The sequence below is a fragment of the Staphylococcus lugdunensis genome, assembly GCF_001558775.1.
GTDB lineage: Bacteria > Bacillota > Bacilli > Staphylococcales > Staphylococcaceae > Staphylococcus > Staphylococcus lugdunensis.
Genome location: NZ_CP014022.1, coordinates 2,006,662 through 2,029,518, shown reverse-complemented (window position 1 = coordinate 2,029,518; position 22,857 = coordinate 2,006,662). Strand labels below are relative to the sequence as shown.

The window sequence follows — 22,857 nt, the reverse complement described above, 5'->3', positions numbered from 1 at the left end:
CAACAGGGTTTAATTATTTTTTTAACTTATACGGAATCGTCGCAAGAATAACATTTTTTTGATAGAATAAATGCATTTTCAAGCGAATACTCGTTTGATTGTGTAAAAAGTTATGCCATGGCTTTTTAGTTACAAATTGAGGTACAACCACGGTGATGACATAGTTCTTATCATTAGCTTTTTTATTAATTTTATCAATAAAGCGTGATATTGGACGTATCACACTACGATATTCTGAACGTAAAATAACCAAACGTATATCTGGAAAATGAGCTTTCCATTTATTTTGCAAACATGTTTCATCTTTATCTCCAAATGACACATGCACAGCAATGACGTCATCTGCAATCATTTGCGCGTAATAAATAGATTTATCAACGGCAGATGTAATACTACTAATCGGTACTAATGCTAAATTTTTATCCACGATTGGCATGTCTTGAATCATCGCATTTGAACGTAATTGTTCGGCAATATCTCTATAATGCATTCGTATTTTTAAGAAGCCAATAACGACGATTGGCAAGAAAATGAGAATTGGCCAAACCTGATTAAATTTCGTAATTAAGAATATCATAAATACGACAAAAGTAATGGTACCACCAACTGCATTCGCAATCAGTTTGACAGCCCATCCTTTTTCTCGACCCTTTATCCATTTAATGACCATACCAAACTGGGCTAATGTAAATGGAATAAATACACCTGTGGCATATAATGGAATGAGATTTTCAGTCTTACCATCAAATAAGATAATTAAAATAATCGCAAGTACTCCTAAGACGATGATAGAGTTAGAATAACCTAATCTATCACCTCTCGCCGTAAACATGACTGGCATATATTTATCTTTAGCCATGCTTGCAGCTAGCATTGGAAAGGCCGTAAAACCTGTATTTGCAGCAAGAACTAGAATCATTACTGTCGTAGCCTGTACAAAATAATATGCCACATTCTGGCCTAATACATGTTTAGCTAATTGTGATAGTACCGTTGTTTCTTCTTGTGGTAAAATGCCATACCAATATGATAAGCCTACGATGCCCACTAATAAGAAGCCCAAAATACTACCCATAGCGATAAGTGTTTTAACTGCGTTATTAGGTCCTGGTTCTTTAAAGTTTGTTACAGCATTAGAAATCGCTTCTACCCCAGTTAATGACGATGCCCCAGAAGAAAATGCTTTTAATAGCAAGAATAAGCTTACTCCTGGCACAGCCGTTCCTACAGCTGATTGCATGTGTGGTTCTGCCTGACCTGTAGCTACTTTAAATGTTCCTATAATAATCATCACAATAAGACCCACAATAAATAAATACACCGGATAAGATAACACCGTAGCAGATTCTGTTAAACCACGTAAATTTAACAATAAAATAAACAATACTAATAAACATGCAATTAACACTTTATGTGAATAAAGTGTTGGAATTGCAGCAACAAGTGCATCTGCACCTGATGAAATACTTACCGCTACCGTCAATATATAATCGACAAGCAAAGAGCCACCTGCGAGTAAGCCCCATTTTTCTCCCAAATTAGATTTCGATACCATATAGGCACCGCCACCTTTAGGGTAAGCATAAATGATTTGTCTATATGATAGTGTCAATGCTGCTAACAAGATAAGCACTGCAACTGCAATTGGTAAGGTATACCATGCTGCTGCAGCACCTACAATAGACAAGGTAAGCAGAATTTGTTCTGGACCATAAGCCACGGATGACAAGGCATCCGAAGATAAAATCGCTAATGCTTTAAATTTACTAATCTTTTCATTCTTTAATTCTCTATTTCTTTTAGGTTTGCCAATAATTAGTCTTTTAAATTGATTGAACATAACTACTCTTCCTTATTTATTACATTTCGATGGATAAACTATACTCCCATCTCTAAGAAAAGTATACCGCTGTCATAGAAATTTAATAAATATTTTTGCCCAATTTGTTACAAATTGCCATAAATATTTAACTGCTTTACTATTGTTTTTATATTATAAAATAATTGCTAGCAATATATGAAGCCCTTTATTACGCGTTTTATAATTAAAATTGTTATAATGAGCATATATTTTAAAATGAGTTGAGTGCAATAATTTAGCATAATTAGGGGTAAATCACGTTGAAGAAGAAAATATTTGCCTTTTTAGGCGGAACCATCTTGGTGGTCACTATACTTACGATCGCCATGATAATCAATCACCATATTAATCAGAAGAAGACAGAAACGATGTTATCTAAGTCATCACAACATTATATAGATAAAATTATCACAAGTGAAATGGATAGTGGACATATTCCCGGACTATCTGTATTGATTATGAAAGATAATAAAGTCTATTTAAATAAAGGATATGGCTATGCAAATACCAGTACTAAGGTAAAAGCCACACCGAAAACACGTTATGAAATTGCTTCAAATACAAAAGCTTTTACAGGCTATGCAATTTTACAATTAGAAAATGAAGGCAAACTGCATCTCTCAGATAAAGTTTCTAAATATGTTCCTGGTTTTTATATGAAATACAAAGATAAGAGAATAGATGATATCACGATAAATCAGTTGATTGCACAAACGAGTGGCATTCCTGGAGATATTACAGATAATGACACCATTACCAGTAAAAATGATAGTCTAAGTGGTATCGTTGATAGCATAAAAGGACGTGAACTCAATAATAAACCAGGTGATCAATTTGAATATTCAAATATGAATTACGACATTTTGGGATTAATTGTGCAAAAGGTTTCAGGCCAATCTTATTCTAGTTACCTTGAAAACCAAATTTTCTCACCACTCAATATGCATCAAACCTATGTTAAAGGTGATACCGAGAAAAAAGGTTCAACAGCTCAAGGTTATGAAATCAAGCATGGCAAAGCCGTAAAAGATAATCCTAAATATAATGTTGGTGATGGCCCAGCCGCTTATATGGTATCTAGTACAAAAGATTTAGAATCATGGATGAGCCGTCAACTTAACCCAACACAAGCCACGCAATCTTTAGTTCAGTCTTCACATAAGCCGAAAGTTAAAACGGCAGACGATAATAAAGCGCCTAGTTATGCAACTGGCTGGTTCGTTGATGACTCAGAAGCAAATACAATTGTATATCATCCTGGTACCCTTGAGAACTTCTCATCGTATATCTTGCTAAATAAAAAGAAAAACTATGGCATTGTTGTGCTGGCCAATGCCTATTCAGATAAAACACCTGACATAGCTGAAGATTTGAACAGTCAAATTTTAAATAACAAAAATTACACAACAATTGAAAATGCAATTAATCAAAGTTCATTAGTTTCTTACGTCATTATCACTTTAAGTCTGTTCATCACAATTGCCATTGCTTTTTACATGTTACGTCGAATAATCAATATCTATCACGGTACATTTGTCATTCATGTTCAATGGAAACTTTTAGGTTACTTTTTAATTATTATGGCTGTCTTTATTAGTCTCATGACAGCTATCTATTTGCTACCAGATTTAGTTATGGGCAACACCAATTGGGACTTTATCATGGTATGGTTACCACTGCATGCCAAACTGGCATTGTGGTCTGTTATGCTCACTATCTTATGCGCTACTATCACATTAGTAACAATGCTATTCTCTAAGAAAAAAAGATAAATTTTATCGTTAAACCTAATTAATTTGAAATAAAAATTAATTAGGTTTAGTTATTTTTTTAATCTTTGTGTTATGCTATGTTTAACAATTATTTGTTGAAGGAGCTTAGCAATGAATAAACATACACGACTCTTATTCTTTAGCTGCATACTGCTACTAGCTGGCTGTAATTATTCAAAAAAACAACATCAAACGGGATTCTTTTTTTATGTATTTGTTAAACCTATTGATTGGCTGTTACACAGCATAGGTCAACTCTTTCACAGCTATGGTATTGCAATTATTCTCATTGTCATCATTATTCGTTCCATTCTGTTACCGTTAATGTTAAATCAAATGAAACAAATGCATACATTACGAGAAAAACGTGCCATCGTACAAGATGAAATAAGTGACATTCAAACACAAATGCGCCAAGCTTCAACGCCAGAGATTCGTAAAGAAGCGAATCAATTGTTGTTAGCTAAATATAAAGAATATGGTATTAGTCCATTTAAAAGTATTTTAGGATCTCTTCCAATCTTTATTCAAATTCCAATCATTTTAGGATTGTTAGCTTGCATTAAGCATCCAACCTCTGATGCATTGGCACAACATCCACATTTTTTATGGTTTAACCTCATGCATCCAGATATTTGGTTGGCATTGTTAGCTGGTTTACTTTACTTCATTCAACCACTGGTCAATGCAATCCATTATCCTAAAGGACAACGCAAAACTTATTATACTATGATGGTGCTTTCTCCTTTATTCATCGTTTATGCTTCGCTGCATTCAGCTGCAGCTATTAGTCTCTATTGGGTTGTTAGTGCTTCATTCTTAATTGTACAGACTCATTTTGGCCATCGTCGATATAAGAAACAAGCTCAAGCGGCAGCAATACAACTTGAAAACTACATCGCCCAACGTGATCAAACATCTTCACAACACTGACATATGTAAAAAGCACGCAAGTCCTCCACCGAAGACGCGCGTGCTTTCTATTATCTCGCTTAATTATTGAATTGGATTCATGCCATCTTTCCATGATTTATATTGTAGCGTGCCACCTTGTGACTTAAATTTCTCATTTGATACGCCACGTTCGAATGGCTCTGCAGGTGTAATATTCACTTTAGGATTAACCTTTAGTTGTTGTTTATACCATTGTGCAAAGTCAGAACCTTTGACCGGTTCATCATCTGCAACATTATAAATACCGTTAGCAAAGTTAATTGCTTGGATAGAAGTTTCTACAGCATCATCTAAATGAACAAATGACGTCACACCATCTGATAATGTTACCTCACCATCAATAAATTGATTATAAATCATGCCATCCTTGCCATACCATGTTCCTGGACCATATAACCAACCAAAGCGTAAAACTACATAATTATCCATACGTGCTGTTTGTTCCTCTAAACCTTCAACACCTTCAACCGTAATTTTACGATCACCAGTAGAATGATCATCTAATGGTGTCTCTTCTGTAGCTAAACCTTCTCCAGGTTCATAAGTAAATGCGATACTTTGGGCAATGACTTTTTTCACATGATGTTTTAATGCAGCATCAATTAAATTTTTAGAGCCATCAATACGTACTTTTGTATTTGCTGCCATATCAACCTTTTTCAAATCTGTAATTTGATTAATAATTATTTCGGGTTGAAAGTCAGCAATCGCTGCTTCAATCGTGTCAGCTTTTAATATATCTCCAATGTATGCTTTAACATTTGCAGCTTCTAATCTTTGCTTGCCTTGCTCAGAAGTCGTAAAGCCAGCTACATCGTACCCTTCTTCTAATAGACGTTGCGTTAATTTTGTACCAATTAGTCCTGTCGCACCTGTTACAAATATTTTTACCATATGACGTCACCTCGTCCTTATTTTATCATCGTAGCACTCAACAATATGTTGCAGCATTAAAGTTAACACTAGTTACATTTCACATGTGCACATTGTGTTTAAAAACATTTTTTAAAATTAATAATGTAATATGCATACATTAAAGTTGATTTTTAAATAGTAACATATCAAACAGCTGAACTCCATTATCACAAACTGGATAGTCATAATTGGTAATAAAAAACTTTCTTTGTTTCAACATACTTAAAACCAAGACTACGATAAAATGATTGTGTTACAGGACTATCACTTGTACCACCATACATTGTCGTACCACGATAGTCAGTAAAAATTTGTTCCATTAAACGTCTACCAAGCCCTTGGTGCTGATAATTGATGTCAACAGCAATATTTTTAATTTCATAGAAATGCGTATTTCGCATGTCAATCACTGCAATGGTGATAAACGTTTCTCCCTCTAAATAACCCACGACGTATGAATCATATGGATCATAAAGATAACGCAGTAAAACTTATCGTTCAGGATTCTTAGTTATCACTCGATATATCAGTTCTTCCATCGTCTATTCCTTTTGTAAAAAAGACTGAGCATACACATTATCAATTGGTAATTAATTATAATGCTTGGTCTCAGTCTTTCATTAGTGATTTTATTTCGCTTGTCGTTGGCTCTCTTTAGCATGGATTAAGTTCGTTACAAATTGGTTCACAGGTGCATCGATACCATGTTCCTGTCCTAATCGTGCAACCGCCCCATTGATGTAATCTATTTCTGTAAGACGTTGATTATTGATTAAATCTTGATACATCGAAGGAAAATGTGGTCCTACTTTATGGTTTAAATCCACTAAGTAGTCATAAATATCATCTACGTTTAAATGTACCCCGTCAATGGTTGCCACTGCTAATATTTCTTGCGTTAATTTATAAACTAAATTTAGTGCATATTCACTCGCATTTAATGTTGACAAACGACATTCTAAGACTGTACATAGTGCATTTGCTGTTCCATTTACGCAAATCTTTTTCCAAATCGATTGTTGTAAATTTTCGCTTTTCAATGGATTTAATCCTGAATGTTTCAAAATATCAAAAACAACATCAACATTTGCCTGTCCTTCAGGTATTAATGCGCCAATTTCAACTGGTCCAGCACCCATTAAATGTGTATGTCCTGGTGATTCAAGGCCTGCTGTCCACACCGTCACACCACGTACAATGCGTGCTTCATCTACATAATTAACGATGACATCTTCATGTTTTAATCCGTTCATCGTACAAACCATAATCGTGTGTTCATGAATATGTGGCTTAATCTGTTCTAACATGTCACTTAGTTGCATTGATTTAGTAAATAGAAAGATGACATCATACTGATCACCTTTAGGAATTTCTGTATCGTGATACATTGGGATATTTAAATGATTTGCTTCCCCATTAATATCGATATGTAAACCATCTTGTTTGACAGCTTGCGCTTGTGGTTCCCAGCCGTCAATAAATGTCACATCATAATTTTGTTTATACATCATAGCGCCAAAGCCACTACCTAAAGCACCAGATCCTGCAATTGCTATCTTCATGTTTGTATGCTCCTTCTTTCACCTTAATTAATTTTAAAATACTACTTAACTATGTTAGCGTCAACAACATTAACATAATATTCTTAATTTTTAGATAAAATGGACTAAAAATTTTGAGACAACACTTATTTTATAAGTCGTTGCCTCAATGATGTTCATAAAAATGCTCCATACTAATATTTTTACGGTGTCATATTGGTGCGTTTTGGTACAAGTAATAAGATCATAAAGAATGCTAATACTGCAATTCCAGCGTTAAAGAGCACACCTGCAGCACCGCCCCACTGTAAATTCATTGCTGATGCAAATAGGCCATAAATTGTGCTGGACATAGCAACACCAAAGGCATTCCCTAATGACGATGCCATTTTATAGACGCCAGAAGCGACTCCTACTTTCTCATCCGGCGCTTCGGCAACTGCCGTATCAGTTGATGGTGTCGCATACATTCCAAGTCCAGTACCAAAAAGCAGATACCCTACAACGCTAGAAATGATATACCATATATCTGGCAAGAACGTTAATGACAGTAATAATAAACCTATAAATGTAAACGCACTGCCAAATAACAATGGTCGTTTAGCACCTTGTGCTTGTAAAATCTTTTCTCCTACACGAATCATGATTAATACTGATATTAAATAAGTAATAGAAATCATACCAGCTTGTCCTGATGTAAAGCCTAATTTTTGTTGATAAAACGTATTAATAACTACAATCGTACCACCAGCAACGCCATTTAACATAAAGTTTGATACTGTAGCACCACTATATCCTTTATTTCTGAATAAATGAAAATCTACCAATGGATTATCAGCTTTATTTTCATAGATAAGAAAAGCAAAGCCCGCTATAAAGAACACAACAAATAATGTGAGAATCATTGGTGAGAATAGTCCTTTATCTGATGCTTGCGTCACTACAACATTGACACTTAACAATGTGATCACTAATAAAATTAGTCCAATAACGTCAAATTTTTTAACTTCTGAGCCAGTTGTTTCAGCTTTCGTTTCCGGTGTATGTTTAATTAAAAAGAATGCAACAAATGACAGCGCTATTGAAATAATAAATATCCAGTGCCATCCAATTGTAGATGCGACCCAACCGCCAAATAAAGAACAAATACCACTGCCTCCCCATGATCCAATAGACCAATAGCTTAATGCACGTTGGCGTTCTTTACCTAAAAAGTATGTGTTAACAATAGCCAGTGTTGCAGGCATGATACATGCTCCAGCAAGTCCTTGTAAAGCACGTCCTGTAATAAGTAGCCAAGGAAATGGTGCAATAATAATTAATAATGAACCCACGATATTTAATGCTAGCCCTAAATAGGTCATCTTGACACGGCCAAACTTATCAGCGATGTCTCCAGCACCTACGACAAACAAGCCAGCAAACAGGGAAGTTAAACTAACAGCAATGTTAATTGTCCCTATATTGGCATTAAATGAAGACTGCAGCGCTGGTATAACACTCACTACTGATTGCGCAAACAACCAAAACGTGAGGACCCCAATAATAATACCTGCTAGCAGTCGATTATCTCCCCTAAATTCTTGTGAAGTGTTCATAATAAAAAATTGCCTCCTAAAATTTCAAACTGAGATGAATGATTGTATATTGAAAACGTTATCATATCTAAAGCTTAAATGGAATTACATACTTAATTATATTATAAAAGCATGTTAACTATTATTTCTATAAATAGTCGGAATATATGTTTATAGATAAATATTTTACTCTATTCATTTTCAATTTTCCACAGTTAACAAAACAATGACTGTTTAACACATGAGCATAAAAACCTGTTAAAATACTGTTATATAACACTTTTCAGTTATTTAGAAGTGGAAAATATTTTTTTGGGAGTATGGCACAATGTTCAACCTTTTTATTTTATTATTAGAACGTGTAGGGCTTATTATTATCATTGCTTATTTATTGATGAACACAAGTCATTTTAAAACAATGATGGGAGAGCGAGAAAAATGGCGTTCACAGTGGCAATTGTTAATTATTTTTGGCCTATTTGCGATTACTTCAAATTTTACAGGCATTGAAATTAAAGATGGTCAAATTATTTCAAGCAATATTTATTATCATTTAAATTCTGAAGCTTCCATGGCAAATACACGCGTGTTAACGATAGGTGCATCCGGATTAATTGGGGGTCCATATGTTGCCCTTTTTGTAGGTATCATATCCGGTTTATCACGCATGTATATCGGAGGCGCGGATGCCTACACCTATTTAATTTCATCTATTATTATAGGTTTAACATCAGGGTTTATCGGACATTTAGCCATTAAAAATCATCGTTATCCAACGGTTCTGCAAGGGGCAGTTATCGGTATTATCAATGAAGCGATTCAAATGCTATGTATATTAATATTTTCAGAAGATACCACTGCTGCTATTGAACTCGTACAATTAATATCTTTACCCATGATTTTAATTAATAGTATTGGCACCGCAATTTTCTTAAGTATTATTTTATCCACATTGAAACAAGAAGAACAAGCACGTGCCGTTCAAACTCACGATGTATTACAAATAGCTAATGAAACACTGCCTTATTTTAGAGCAGGGCTTAATGAAGCTTCTGCTAAACGTGTGGCAGAGGTGATTTTACCGCTTATGAATGTCTCTGCCGTAGCAATCACTAATAAAAAAGATATCTTAACACATGTGGGCGCAGGACGTGATCATCATATTGCCAAAAAAGAAATCATTACAAATTTGTCCAAAGAAGTGATTAGAAGTGGACAATTAAAAGAAGCCGAATCTAAAGAAGGCATTGGTTGCAATCATGACAATTGTCCACTTGAAGCCGCAATTGTTATTCCACTTTATACCAATCATAATGTCGTTGGCACATTAAAATTCTACTTTAAAGACAAACACGATGTTACAAATTCGACAAAGCAGTTAGCACGAGGCTTAGCCGAGATTTTTTCAAGTCAGTTAGAACTGGGTAAAGCAGAAACACAAAGTAAATTATTACGTGATGCAGAAATTAAATCATTACAAGCGCAAGTTAATCCGCATTTCTTTTTCAATGCTATCAATACAATATCAGCATTAGTACGCATTGATAGTGAAAAAGCACGTAAATTACTGTTACAACTAAGCCAATTCTTTCGTTCAAATTTACAAGGTGCGCGCAATAATACCATCACATTAGAAAAGGAATTGCAACAAGTTGAAGCATATTTGTCACTCGAACAAGCGCGTTTTCCTAATCGATTTCATATCGATTATCACATCGATAAACAATACCACCACATTTTGATACCGCCATTTATTATTCAAATATTAGTGGAGAATGCGATTAAACATGCGTTTAAAAATAGAAAAGCAAATAATCATATTACCGTCACTGCTAGTCAACACGACGATGCGATTCAATTAACTGTAACTGACAATGGTCAAGGTATTCCAAAAGAACGCATACCATTGTTAGGTCAAATAAGCGTCAACTCTGAAACAGGCACTGGCAGTGGTTTAGAAAATTTAAATCGTCGATTAATCGGCTTATATGGCCCAACTTCACAACTCTCTATTACTTCTACAAATAAAGGAACTCGTGTCAGTTGTATGATTCCTTATCATGAACAAAAGGAGGATATTTAAGTGAACATATTAATCGTAGATGATGAACCTTTAGCACGTAATGAATTACATTATTTATTAGATAATATTCCAACAGTAAAACATGTGGAAGAAGCTGAAAATATATCAGAGACTTTAGAACATTTACTATATGCGTCTTTTGATGCTGTTTTTTTAGATATTAATCTCATGGACGAAAGTGGTATTGATCTTGCAGAAAAAATAAAAAAGATGCAACATGCACCTTACATTATTTTTGCAACGGCACATGACACCTTTGCAGTTAAAGCCTTTGAGTTAAATGCTACAGACTATATATTAAAACCATTCGAGCAACAACGCATTGAACAGACGATAGAAAAAATTGCCCGCACCAAACAGTATGTAAATTCAGCGGCAGATAAAAATAAATTAGAACCACAAAATCATCAAAATATAAACACGCATACGAAGCAAACCGTACTGCCGATTGAGGTGGATGAACGCATTCATGTGCTTAATGTAGAAGATATTGTAGCCGTAACCGTCAATAATGGCATTACAACCATTCATTCAGTAAACCAAGATTACCAAACTTCTGAAAAGCTCAATTATTATGAAAAGAAATTACCCACAACACAATTTCTTAAAATACATCGTTCAACCATTATTAATAAAGTGCATATTAAGACTGTAGAACATTGGTTTAATTATACTTATCAACTTACCATGACGTCTGATATCAAGCTACAAGTTAGCCGATCATATATGAAAACATTTAAACAAGAAATAGGTATAGATTAAAGCATAAATCTAACACACGAATCAAATGCAAGACGCTGATTCGTGTTTTTTCTTATTTACAGGATTAATTTAGTTAATATTTTTACATTGTTTTAGTGAAGATTTACAGTCTATGAACAGGATAAGACATAAATTCCAAAATAATTGCACAAAGATGATTAGAAATTAAAAATCCTCTTTGTGCTTCTTTTATATACAATACTTTTTTGATTGGCAGGTATACCAGTGGACTCTATCACGTTGAAATGCACTTCACTTTGTTGGGTCCACCCCAGCTTGCGTTATCCGTCGGCTTTCTTTTCGAAAGCCTTTTTGCTGGGGCCCCCTCCCCAGCTTGCGTTGTCCGTCGGCTTTCTTTTCGAAAGCCTTTTTGCTGGGGCCCCCTCCCCAGCTTGCGTTGTCCGTCGGCTTTCTTTTCGAAAGCCTTTTTGCTGGGGCCCCCTCCCCAGCTTGCGTTGTCCGTCGGCTTTCTTTTCGAAAGCCTTTTTGCTGGGGCCCCTGCATCTGGGGTGTGTTTTTTTGTATGTGGGGGTGTGTTTTTTGTATGTCGGGGATGTTTTTGTCACAGTGAAGCGTTTTCATATTAAAATGTGATCAAGATTAATAACCAGGGGGAAATTGATATTATGGCAAATGAAAATGTGAATAAAGCAAAGGCTCATGGTCAGTCTGTTGTGTCTAAAACGTATAACTTTTTCCAGCAAGCATTAACAATAGCAGTGATTTTACTTATTTCGAAAATCATTGAAAGTTTTATACCGTTTCCAATGCCAGCTTCAGTAATAGGGCTAGTATTACTGTTTATTGCATTGTGTACTGGTATTGTGAAGCTGGGACAAGTTGAAAGTGTTGGTACAGCGTTAACGAATAACATCAGTTTCTTATTCGTACCTGCAGGTGTTTCAGTTATTAATTCTTTACCAATTTTAAGCAAAAATCCAATTCTAATTATCTTATTAATTATTATTTCAACATTACTATTACTTGTATGCGTTGGTTTTGCATCGCAATTCTTGGTAACAAAATCATTGTTCCCAACGGCTGAACAAAATGAAAAATCTAGACATGTTGAGGGGGATAATCACTAATGATTGAACATTTAGGAATCAATACACCTTATTTTGGAATATTAGTTTCATTAATACCATTTGTAATCGCACAATACTTTTATAAAAAGACAAATGGTTTCTTCTTACTAGCACCGTTATTTGTAGCCATGGTTGCTGGCATAGCTTTCTTAAAGCTAACAGGCATAAGCTATGCTCAGTACAAAGTCGGTGGAGATATTATATACTTCTTCTTAGAACCAGCAACAATTAGCTTCGCCATTCCACTATACAAAAAACGTGATGTCTTAAAAAAATATTGGTTACAAATTTTTGGTGGAATCACTCTAGGTACACTTGCTGCATTGATTTTAATTTACTTAGTCTCTACATTATTCCAATTAGGAAATACTGTAAGTGCTTCTATGCTTCCACAAGCAGCTACAACAGCGATTGCATTGCCAGTATCAACAGGTATTGGTGGTGTCAAAGAACTTACATCATTAGCGGTTATTCTTAATGCAGTGGTTATCTCTGCCTTAGGTACTAAAATTGTCAAATGGTTTAAAATCTCCAATCCAATTGCACGTGGTTTAGCATTAGGCACAAGCGGACATACACTAGGTGTTGCAACAGCCAAAGATTTAGGTGAAACAGAAGAATCTATGGGCAGTATTGCAGTCGTTATCGTTGGGGTCATTATAGTAGCAATTGTTCCACCGCTAGCTTCTATTTTATTCTAAACAAAAACTCATAAACGGTTGATTCAATATAGAAGAAATGGGAGCGGTACTATGAATTCATAGTACCGCTCCAAAAGATTGACTAGGATTAAAAAAGCAATGTATCAGCGTATTTTCAATTTTTTCAACTACTGTCAATATAAAGTTCATAACCTAAAACGTAATGATATGCTCCTACCAAAGCAAATATTGAAAAAATGAAAACTTTGAATTGTGTTTTTTATAATCTTATTTATTAAGTGTTCCTAATTCCATGGCACTATTTTCGTGGTTCAACCATGGCAATTCATTTCTTTGTTTTTTAATATGATATGAACTTTTTTATCCATAATCGCAAACATATTGACAAAAAAGAAAGCCGCTATTATGCCTATCCATACAATAAACATAAATATATTATATAAGTGATCTATTGTAAGCATCTCCATAGTCACCCATGAAATTCCTCCAAATAAAAGATAAGAAAATAGTGTAAAACCAAAATTTTTTAATGTTGGTATGAGTATAATTTTTGATTTAGTTTTATTTCTCTTATATATATCTAGTGTTACTTTTTTATTGATGTATAAGAAAAAGATAAATATACCTAAAAATCCAATAACACAACTCAATATAGCCACACTTTCTTGTACTTGAACATTAAATACGTCGATATATTTTCTAAATAGTACGTTTAAAATTATAATTATCCCAACACCTATACTTGCCCCACTATTTTTAACAGGTTTCACGATATCTAAATTGTTATATTCTTCTTCACTCAATTTGGCATATTTTTTTGGGACAAACCAATTAATCATTGGAAATAGAAATGTAATCCAGTGACTGATGGTATCAACCATAAAATAGTCATTATTGTATTTTATAATTCGATATTTGGGATTCATATTTATAATTTTTGATTCACATAGCACGTTAATCACTTCCATTTTATTGAAACAATAGTGTCTAATAACCGACATCTTTATTTTTTTCTTTTGGTTAAAAATAGCTAATGAAAATTGATATGTTTCATCAGCTATTTTATAAAATTCACAACTATAGCTTTATTCTAAACCAAATTGTTTTTCTTCTACTTCTCCACGAGTTATATCATCGCTTAATTCATTTAGCATTTCTTGATACAACTCTTGAAATCTTATTTCATCATCATCTGAGTATCCTTCAAATATAACGCGATCGACATTTTCAGTATTAAAATAATATATTTGATTTTCCACTAAACCTAATGGATATTTACAAGCAGAATAGTCAAACATTACTTTTTTATCGTCTTGTTCTATAATTGGACCTCGATTCAATATCATCATTTTTTGTGATCCACCTTTTAAATAGACAATGCTACCTATTGTAATCATATCTTCACCTCTTTGTTTTTTAATATGACATGTACTTTTTTATCCATAATCGCAAACATATTGAAAAAAAGAAAAGTGCTATACTTCCTATCCATATAATAAATATAAATATATTATATAAGTTTTCTACTGTTAAACCATATAAAATCATCCATACAAATCCTCCCAAAAAAATATAAGAAAATAATGTAAAACCAATATTTTTTAATGTGGGTATGAGTATAATTTTTGAATGGGTTTTATTTATCTTATATATATCGAGCGTTACTTTTTTATTAATATATAAGAAAAAGATAAATACACATAAAAATCCAATGATACAACTTATAACAGCTATGCTTTGTTGCACCTGAACATCAAATATAAAGATATATTTTCTAAATAGTACGTTGATTAATATAGCAATACCCAGCCCTATACTTGTCCCACTATTTTTGACAGGTTTCACGATATCTAAATTGTTATATTCTTCTTCACTCAATTTGGCGTATCTTTTTGGGATAAACCAATTAATCATTGGAAATAGAAATGTAATCCAGTGACTGATGGTATCAACCATGAGATAGTCATCATTGTATTTTATAATTCGATATTTTGGATTCATATTTATAATTTTTGATTCACATAGCACGTTTACCACTTCCATTTCATTGGAATGATACTATCTCTCAGAAACTATTAACTATTTTGATGTGACTTTCTATACTTTATTTTTTAAAATGATATGTACTTTTTTATCCATAATCGCAAACATATTGAAAAAAAGAAACCCGATATTATGCCTATCCATGCAATAAAAATAAATATATTATATAAGTTTTCTATTACTAGACCATAGAAAGTCATCCATGAAAACCCACCGAATAAAATATAAAAAAATATTGTGAACCCAAAATTTTTAAATGTTGGTATGAGTATAATTTTTGAATGAGTTTTATTTCTCTTATATATATCTAGCGTTACTTTTTTATTGATGTATAAGAAAAAGATAAATACACCTAAAAATCCAATAACACAACTCAATACAGCAACACTTTTTTGTATTTGAATATTAAAAATATTGACGTAATTACGCAAAAGTGCACTAATCAAAATTGCTAGTCCAGCACCTATACTTGCCCCACTATTTTTAACAGGTTTCACGATATCTAAATTGTTATATTCTTCTTCACTCAATTTGGCATATCTTTTTGGGACAAACCAATTAATCATTGGAAATAAAAACGTGATCCAATGACTAATCGTATCAACCATGAAATAGTCATTATTGTATTTTATAATTCGATATTTTGGATTCATCCTTATAATTTTTGATTCACATAGCATAATTACCACTTCCATTTCATTGGAATGATACTATCTCTCAGAAACTATTAACTATTTAGATGTGACATTCTATACTTTATCTTTTTAATATGATATGTACTTTTTTATCTATAATCGCAAACATATTGAAAAAAAAGAACGCTGCAATCCATATCACCCATAAAATAAATATAAATACATTATATAAGTTTTCTACGGCTAACCCGTAAAAAATCACAAATGCAAAACCACCATATAAAATATAGGAAGCTAATGTATAACCAATACTTTTTAATGTGGGTATGAGTATAATTTTTGAATGAGTTTTATTTCTCTTATATATATCTAGCGTTACTTTTTTATTGATATATAAGAAAAAGATAAATACACCTAAAAATGCAATGACGCAACTTATAACAGCTATACTTTGTTGCACCTGAACATCAAATATAAAGACATACTTCCTTAATAGGACACTGATTAAAATTGCTAGTCCAACGCCTATACTTGCCCCGCTATTTTTAACTGGTTTCACGATATTTAAATTGTTATATTCTTCTTCACTCAATTTGGCATATCTTTTTGGGATAAACCAATTAATCATTGGAAATAGAAATGTAAACCAGTGACTAACTATATCAACCATGAGATAATCATCTTTGTATTTTATAATTCGATATTTGGGATTTTTATTTATAATTTTTGATTCACATAGCACGTTAATCACTTCCGTTTTATTGAAACAATAGTGTCTAATAACCGACATCTTTATTTTTATCTTTTGGTTAAAAATAGCTAATGAAAATTAATATGTTTTACTCATATCGCTTTTAATTTCACTCATTAATATTCCACCTTTCAACAATTAAAGTTATATTAATCATTGCTATGTCTTATTCTTAAGAGTTTCACTCTATTTGAATAAAAGTTCGTAAGATGACTAAACAATTGTTAAATTAGAATTATTATAGAATAATAGATTATTTACATATGTTTATTCTATCTAAATATTGTGAAAATGTATATATCAATATTTGTTTTTAAACCTTATTTTCCTTTTTTTAATTTTTGACTCCTTTGTAAAATTTATCAGTCACAGCTATACAAAAAACCAGCCAACAAATTGATATATTTGCTGGCTGGTGTATTTTTAATTAATTGTTTGAGGTTGTGGACCTTTTTTCTTTTGTGTTGGATCAAGCTTGCGTTCTAACATTCTCAGTCCAATATCGATTAAAATGGCAATGAGCGCAATTGGTATCGCTCCGGCAAGAATAAAGGCTGTACCGTCTGTTGAGTTTGTACCACGTATGATAATATCACCCAATGTTGGTGCTCCAATAAACGAACCAATAGCTACGATACCAACCGCAACAACAAGTGCAATCCGTATCCCACCGATAATCACGGATAAGGATAATGGTAGTTCAATCATACGTAATACTTGGTTACTTGTCATTCCCATTCCTTTACCTGCATCTTTAATATTGGCATCAACTTCGACAATTCCCGTATACGTATTTTTTATAATTGGTAATAGCCCATACAAAAATACGGTCACTACAACGGTGGTTGGTCCAAGACCTAATGCTAACATTAAAATGGCTAACATAGCGATAGCTGGAACCGTTTGAATCACGTTGGCAATCGTAATCACAGGCCAAGCTAATTTTTTAAATCTAGCAATAAAAATACCAATAGGGATACCCACAATACTTGCAAATAGCACGCCATACACAGACATTAGTAAATGTTTAAAGAATAATCCCATTAAATAGCCGAAATTGGTCGAATAGTAGTGTGCTAATTGTTGTAATAAATTACCATCCATTATTTACTACCTTCTTTCTTATCATCAAAGAAATGATGTTTTTCTAGAAATTCTTTGGCTATGACTGCTGGTTCTTTACCTTGACCATCCGCTTCGTAATTTAATTTCTGCATCTCTTTAGTAGTGACGGTACCTTCTAATTTTTTCAATGCTTTATCTATCTCTGGATGATCTTTAATTAATTTTTCGGTTGCTAATGGACTACCATCATACGGTGGGAAAAATTTGCGATCATCTTTTAAAACTTTTAAGTTATATGCGGCAATACGTCCATCTGTTGAATAACCTACGGCAACATCTAATTTTTTGTTCTTTAAAGCATCATATACTAAACCAATCTGCATTGGTCGTGCACTATCAAATTTGAAGCCGTAGTCTTTTTGGAATGCTGGATAACCATCACCTTGGCGATTCATCCATTGGGTATCCATCCCTAAACGCAGCTCATCTTTGTATTTCTTTAAGTCCGATACTTTCTTTAAATGGTATTTGTCGGCAACTTCTTTGGTCACCATAAATGCATAGGTATTTTCAAAGCCAAATGAATTATAATATTTCTGATTAAATTTCTTTTTAAATAAGCGTTGTGATTCAGACATTGCTTTGTCTGTATCTTTCGTTGGTGGTGCAGCAAGGACACTTGTTAATTCTGTCCCTGTATATCGCACGGCTGACATATTGACATCCCCACGTTGTAAGGCGTTATGTTGAATAATACTTGAACCAAGATTACCAATAATTGTTGGTTTGATTTTACCTTTGGTCTCATGTTCAATCATATATTTTTCAATGTAGCCCATAATTTTTGTTTCACTTGTTTCGGTTGTTGTAATTTTGACATCATCTTTTGAATTGCCATCACCAAGGCCTGGTAAACTACATCCAGATAACACGAGTAGAGATAGGACCATGATGATTAAGCTTGTTTTCACTTTATTCATTATAATGTTCTTCCTCCCTCTATTATCTAGATACTTTTAAGCCTTTTGGGACGACCCATTTTTCAACTAATGATAATAAGAAATCAACAATAAGTGCTATTGCTGTAACAAGTATCGCAGCAGTAATAATCATTGGTGGTTGGTATAAATTTAACCCATTAAATACTAAATCACCTAAACCACCAGCGCCGACATAACTTGCTAATGTTGCCCAACTAATTACATACACGCTTGATAAGCGTATGCCACTAATAATCATTGGCAATGCAAGCGGGAGTTGAACGTCTTTCATAAGTTGAAGTCTAGTCATTCCCATGCTTGTACCGGCTTGAATAACATTTTTATCAATATTTTTCACACCGAGAATGGTATTGTTTAATATAGGTAGTAATACATATACGAATAATGCCACAATGGCAGGCGTTTTACCCACACCAAAAATAGGAATCATTAACGCCAAAATCGCAAGTGTTGGAATGGTTTGAAGCACCCCTGCAATCGTTAATACGATATTTGCTGTTTTTTTAGTTTTAGATAATAAAATTCCAAGCGGAACTGCTATCACAATGGCTAATAGTAATGCAATAATTGATATTTGGAAGTGTTCAATTGTCTTTGATACGAGTTGACTTCCATATTCTTGGAGAAATTCACGCATTAACGATCATCTCCCATTTCGTTTGTTTTATGGTCTAAACCATTCATTACATCTTGTTCTCGAGGTGGTGCATCTTGTTGTGATGTTGACTGTTTATCTTTGTTATCACTGTCCAATGGGGCGGCATCATCATTTTCGTCTCCCCATAATGAATCATAAACAATGTCTACAAGGTTTGCGCGTGTGATAAGTCCTATTAAAGTATTATCATCATCGACAACTGGCACATTACGTACATTTCGCTTTAAAATGGTACGCACAGAATCTTGTAATTTCGTATCGATATGTACTTTATAAACATCACGCTGCATCATATCAATTAATTCTTCACCTCTACGTAAACCTTGATTAATATCTTCAATATCTAAAAAGCCCAATAGTCGATTTTGATTATTCACAACAAATATGGTATCAACACGACGTTCTCTCATAATATTAACTGCATCATTAAGCGAATCATCTGCGTGCACCGTCACAGGTGTAATCATTGCACCTTCTACAGTTTTCATATTTGGTCTATCTTGGATCAATCTATTTTGACCAATAAAATCAACAACAAAATCATTAGCAGGATGTCTTAAAATATTATCTGGCGTATCAAATTGAACAATCTTTCCTTTTGACATAATACAAATGCGGTCTGCTAATTTAATCGCTTCATCCATATCATGCGTTACAAAAATAAAGGTTTTACCTAATTTTTGTTGTAACGTTTTTACTAAATCTTGCAATGTATCACGTGTAATTGGATCTAGTGCACCAAATGGTTCATCCATTAAGATAACATCTTGATCTGCTGCTAATGCACGTACCACCCCAATACGTTGCTGTTGACCACCTGAGAGTTCTGCTGGATAACGATCTAAATAATCCTCTGGCAAGTCAACCAACTTAATCAATTCTTTCGCTCTAGCATCCTTTTTCTCTTTTGACCATTTTAATAGTTTAGGTACTAATACAATATTTTCTCGAATTGTCATATGTGGCATTAATCCAATTTGTTGGATGACATAACCAATACTTCGTCGCAATTCAACCGGATTCATATCCCCAATATTTTTACCATTAATAGTAATTTGTCCTTCTGTTGGTTCAATCATACGATTAATCATTCTTAACGCTGTCGTCTTACCACTTCCACTGGTACCAATAAATGCAATAAATTCCCCTGACTCTATATCCAAAGATATGCGATCTACTGCCTTTTTGTTACCTGAGTATATCTTTGTTAAATTTTTAATACTTAACATCTATGTACTCCCTTTCTTCAATACATATCAGAAAATGATTAACATTATAAAAACCGTCATTCCCTTGGTTTAACAAATATAGTAATAAGTTAACAAGCGCATGACGGCTTTTACTTTAAATCTCATTTAATTGTGATTGTTAATCCATTTTCTTCGCATATATTTTTATGGTTACTTCATACATATACCCTAATTATTAAAAATAAACATATTAAACTTGCGAAAAATTAATTTTTTATAGAGTTTGCCTATTTTGTGAAAAAATTCGCTCCAGCTTAGATAAAATATAAATTTATTATTATTCGCCAAAATAGTTTGAATATTTCATAAATTAGTATTACTCTATATGTATACTAAGGATTCAAAATTGAGGAGATGTCTAATTATGAAAGCAGCAGTATGGTATGGTCAAAAAGATGTTCGCGTGGAAGATCGTGAACCAAAAGTATTAAAAGATAATGAAGTGAAGGTTAAAGTATCATGGACGGGGATTTGTGGTACGGACTTACACGAGTATTTAGAAGGTCCTGTCTTTATTTCTACAGAACAACCTGACCCTTTATTAGGTCAAACTGCACCAGTGACGTTAGGCCATGAATTTTCAGGCGTAGTTGAAGAAGTAGGTAAAGACGTAACTAAATACAAAAAAGGGGATCGTGTTGTTGTGAACCCTACCGTGTCTCGACATGAAAAAGAAGAAAATATCGATCTTTATGATGGTTATTCATTTATTGGGTTGGGATCTGATGGTGGATTTGCTGAGTTTACAAATGCACCAGAAGAAAATGTTTACGCATTACCTGACAATGTTTCAGCTAGAGAAGGTGCTTTAGTTGAACCAACAGCCGTTGCAGTACAAGCTGTCAAAGAAGGCAACTTATTATTTGGTGATAAAGTAGCTGTCTTTGGTGCTGGTCCAATTGGATTATTAACAGTTGTCGCTGCTAAAGCAGCTGGCGCAAGTAAAATCTATGTCTTTGATTTATCTGAAGAACGCTTAGCTAAAGCTAAAGAAGTAGGTGCAACTCACGTCGTTAATTCTGGTAAAGTTAATCCTGTTGAATACATCAACGAACACACTGACAACGGTGTTGATGTCACTTTTGAAGTTGCTGGCGTCGGCGTTACGTTACAACAATCTGTTGAAGTCACTCGCCCACGTGGGACAGTAGTCATTGTCTCTATCTTTGCGCACCCGGTTGAATTTGATCCAATGTTATTAACAAACTCTGGAGTGAAATTAACTTCAACTATTGCTTATACACCAACGACATTCCAACAAACCGTTGACTTAATCGCTAACGGTAGCTTGGATGTTAAATCAGTCGTAACGGATGAAATAGAATTACAAGACATTGTTGAATCAGGTTTCGAACAACTTGTAAATGATAAATCACAAGCTAAAATATTAGTAAAATTAAATGGCGACCAAAAATAATAATGTATTTATTTTATAGGAAAAGACGGTTGAATGGCATATTCAACCGTCTTTTCCTATAAGCTTTTTTCAAATTAAGCTTGATTACTGCCCTCATAATTTGTTGTTCAACCAATTAGAAATCTCAACTTCACTGTCTATCTTCTTTCTATTATATTTACTAATCCATCATACCTTTACCATCTAATATATGATTCACATATTTTTCCACTCTATTATGACGAGTTTGACTACGTTTTGCTTGCCCAATATAGTACATATATTGGCGTTGACGACCTGGTGTTAAACTTTCAAATGCCGTCTTTAATTCGGGCATCTCATCAAATTTAGAGGCTAATTCTTCAGGCATCTCATAGTCTGCAGTCTCTTTCAACGTCACTGTTTTACCTTGTTGTTCAACCTGGATTGCTTGTTTAACATAGTATAGAATCTCATCACGACGTTGTTCTATTTCCTTTAAAGAAGTAAAGCGTAGCTGTCTCGCTGCTTGGACCTTTTCTGTTTGTTGTACCAATGTACCATATTGATCTTCGAGTAAAGCGCCTTTATGAAATAATAATGCTACATAGTGTTTAAACCCGTGAATGAGCACGACATTTTTATTATTTAATGTGTAACATGGGTGCATCCATTTATACTGTTCTTCTAATTCTGTTTCATTAAAAATAAGTGTTCTTAAATATTGATATGCCGATTGCCATTGGCTATCTTTGCGCAAAAACGCTTCAACTTGTGCGTTGGTCTGCTTTTTATCCATCACTTCGCCCCTTTCTTTATTTTTATCAATTTAAGTTCATATTAGCCTGACACCAGAGCAATTGC

General features: G+C 33.6%; 21 protein-coding genes and 1 pseudogene. 7 read left to right on the top strand and 15 right to left on the bottom strand.

Annotated elements, in window-relative coordinates:
* Window positions 1-13 precede the first annotated feature (13 nt).
* Window positions 14-1,840, bottom strand: coding sequence for an APC family permease (locus tag AL499_RS09395; RefSeq protein WP_002460323.1), 1,827 nt, complete (start codon window positions 1,838-1,840; stop codon window positions 14-16).
* A gap of 281 nt (window positions 1,841-2,121) precedes the next feature.
* Here AL499_RS09395 and AL499_RS09390 point away from each other — a divergent pair, with 281 nt between their 5' ends.
* Window positions 2,122-3,633 (top strand): serine hydrolase FLP, encoded by a 1,512-nt coding sequence (locus AL499_RS09390; protein ID WP_002492815.1) that lies wholly within the window; start codon window positions 2,122-2,124, stop codon window positions 3,631-3,633.
* A gap of 111 nt (window positions 3,634-3,744) precedes the next feature.
* Window positions 3,745-4,566, top strand: a complete 822-nt coding sequence (gene yidC / locus AL499_RS09385) for a membrane protein insertase YidC (protein ID WP_002492843.1) — start codon at window positions 3,745-3,747, stop codon at window positions 4,564-4,566.
* A 63-nt stretch (window positions 4,567-4,629) separates the two neighbouring features.
* Here the strand turns inward: yidC and AL499_RS09380 are convergent, their stop codons facing one another.
* The 4 genes from AL499_RS09380 to AL499_RS09365 all read right to left on the bottom strand — a co-directional run bounded on the left by AL499_RS09380 (window position 4,630) and on the right by AL499_RS09365 (window position 8,641).
* On the bottom strand, window positions 4,630-5,481 hold the full coding sequence (locus tag AL499_RS09380) for an NAD-dependent epimerase/dehydratase family protein (protein WP_002460327.1): 852 nt from the start codon (window positions 5,479-5,481) through the stop codon (window positions 4,630-4,632).
* Between the two features lie 203 nt (window positions 5,482-5,684).
* Window positions 5,685-5,951, bottom strand: coding sequence for a GNAT family N-acetyltransferase (locus AL499_RS09375; RefSeq protein WP_002492797.1), 267 nt, complete (start codon window positions 5,949-5,951; stop codon window positions 5,685-5,687).
* A 180-nt stretch (window positions 5,952-6,131) separates the two neighbouring features.
* Entirely contained in the window at window positions 6,132-7,064 is a 933-nt protein-coding gene (locus AL499_RS09370) for a 2-dehydropantoate 2-reductase (RefSeq protein ID WP_002492820.1), read from the bottom strand.
* Between the two features lie 182 nt (window positions 7,065-7,246).
* The gene (locus tag AL499_RS09365) at window positions 7,247-8,641 is read right to left on the bottom strand and encodes an MFS transporter (RefSeq protein WP_002478679.1); all 1,395 of its coding nucleotides are present in this window, start codon (window positions 8,639-8,641) and stop codon (window positions 7,247-7,249) included.
* Window positions 8,642-8,948: 307 nt separating this feature from the next.
* Here AL499_RS09365 and AL499_RS09360 point away from each other — a divergent pair, with 307 nt between their 5' ends.
* The 4 genes from AL499_RS09360 (at window position 8,949) to lrgB (ending at window position 13,254) form a co-directional block, all read left to right on the top strand.
* The gene (locus tag AL499_RS09360; protein ID WP_002492853.1) at window positions 8,949-10,703 is read left to right on the top strand and encodes a sensor histidine kinase; all 1,755 of its coding nucleotides are present in this window, start codon (window positions 8,949-8,951) and stop codon (window positions 10,701-10,703) included.
* Window positions 10,704-11,465 carry a response regulator transcription factor LytR gene (locus tag AL499_RS09355; protein ID WP_002492804.1) on the top strand — a complete coding sequence of 254 codons (762 nt, stop codon included), beginning with the start codon at window positions 10,704-10,706 and terminating at the stop codon, window positions 11,463-11,465.
* Window positions 11,466-12,091: 626 nt separating this feature from the next.
* Window positions 12,092-12,553, top strand: coding sequence for an antiholin-like murein hydrolase modulator LrgA (lrgA, locus tag AL499_RS09345; protein ID WP_002492530.1), 462 nt, complete (start codon window positions 12,092-12,094; stop codon window positions 12,551-12,553).
* Complete coding sequence (gene lrgB, locus AL499_RS09340; RefSeq protein WP_002492514.1) at window positions 12,553-13,254, top strand: antiholin-like protein LrgB; 702 nt, start codon at window positions 12,553-12,555, stop codon at window positions 13,252-13,254. The genes lrgA and lrgB overlap by 1 nt, the downstream gene beginning before the upstream one ends.
* Window positions 13,255-13,526: 272 nt before the next feature.
* On the opposite strand, the gene AL499_RS09335 is transcribed toward lrgB, so the two are convergent.
* The 9 genes and pseudogenes from AL499_RS09335 to AL499_RS09295 form a co-directional block, all read right to left on the bottom strand.
* Window positions 13,527-14,168, bottom strand: coding sequence for a DUF443 family protein (locus tag AL499_RS09335; protein WP_037540441.1), 642 nt, complete (start codon window positions 14,166-14,168; stop codon window positions 13,527-13,529).
* Window positions 14,169-14,300: 132 nt separating this feature from the next.
* Window positions 14,301-14,612, bottom strand: coding sequence for a DUF4176 domain-containing protein (locus AL499_RS09330; protein ID WP_002460342.1), 312 nt, complete (start codon window positions 14,610-14,612; stop codon window positions 14,301-14,303).
* Window positions 14,609-15,243: pseudogene (locus AL499_RS09325) on the bottom strand (DUF443 family protein). Before AL499_RS09325 ends, AL499_RS09330 begins: the two are co-directional and overlap by 4 nt.
* An 83-nt stretch (window positions 15,244-15,326) precedes the next feature.
* Window positions 15,327-15,911, bottom strand: a complete 585-nt coding sequence (locus AL499_RS09320) for a DUF443 family protein (protein ID WP_226952589.1) — start codon at window positions 15,909-15,911, stop codon at window positions 15,327-15,329.
* A 103-nt stretch (window positions 15,912-16,014) separates the two neighbouring features.
* A complete protein-coding gene (locus AL499_RS09315; RefSeq protein WP_002492549.1) occupies window positions 16,015-16,563 on the bottom strand; it encodes a DUF443 family protein in 549 nt (182 codons plus the stop codon).
* A gap of 504 nt (window positions 16,564-17,067) precedes the next feature.
* Complete coding sequence (locus AL499_RS09310; protein WP_002460346.1) at window positions 17,068-17,748, bottom strand: ABC transporter permease; 681 nt, start codon at window positions 17,746-17,748, stop codon at window positions 17,068-17,070.
* Complete coding sequence (locus AL499_RS09305) at window positions 17,748-18,689, bottom strand: osmoprotectant ABC transporter substrate-binding protein (RefSeq protein ID WP_002460348.1); 942 nt, start codon at window positions 18,687-18,689, stop codon at window positions 17,748-17,750. The genes AL499_RS09310 and AL499_RS09305 overlap by 1 nt, the downstream gene beginning before the upstream one ends.
* A 22-nt stretch (window positions 18,690-18,711) precedes the next feature.
* The gene (locus AL499_RS09300; RefSeq protein ID WP_002460349.1) at window positions 18,712-19,347 is read right to left on the bottom strand and encodes an ABC transporter permease; all 636 of its coding nucleotides are present in this window, start codon (window positions 19,345-19,347) and stop codon (window positions 18,712-18,714) included.
* The gene (locus tag AL499_RS09295) at window positions 19,347-20,597 is read right to left on the bottom strand and encodes a betaine/proline/choline family ABC transporter ATP-binding protein (protein WP_002478670.1); all 1,251 of its coding nucleotides are present in this window, start codon (window positions 20,595-20,597) and stop codon (window positions 19,347-19,349) included. The genes AL499_RS09300 and AL499_RS09295 overlap by 1 nt, the downstream gene beginning before the upstream one ends.
* Window positions 20,598-20,982: 385 nt before the next feature.
* On the opposite strand from AL499_RS09295, the gene AL499_RS09290 reads away from it, so the two are divergent.
* Window positions 20,983-22,035: a 2,3-butanediol dehydrogenase gene (locus AL499_RS09290; RefSeq protein ID WP_002492437.1), complete on the top strand. Its 1,053-nt coding sequence runs from the start codon at window positions 20,983-20,985 to the stop codon at window positions 22,033-22,035.
* Between the two features lie 160 nt (window positions 22,036-22,195).
* Here AL499_RS09290 and AL499_RS09285 read toward each other — a convergent pair whose 3' ends face one another.
* A complete protein-coding gene (locus tag AL499_RS09285; RefSeq protein ID WP_002460352.1) occupies window positions 22,196-22,792 on the bottom strand; it encodes a YdeI/OmpD-associated family protein in 597 nt (198 codons plus the stop codon).
* Between the last annotated feature and the right edge of the window lie 65 nt (window positions 22,793-22,857).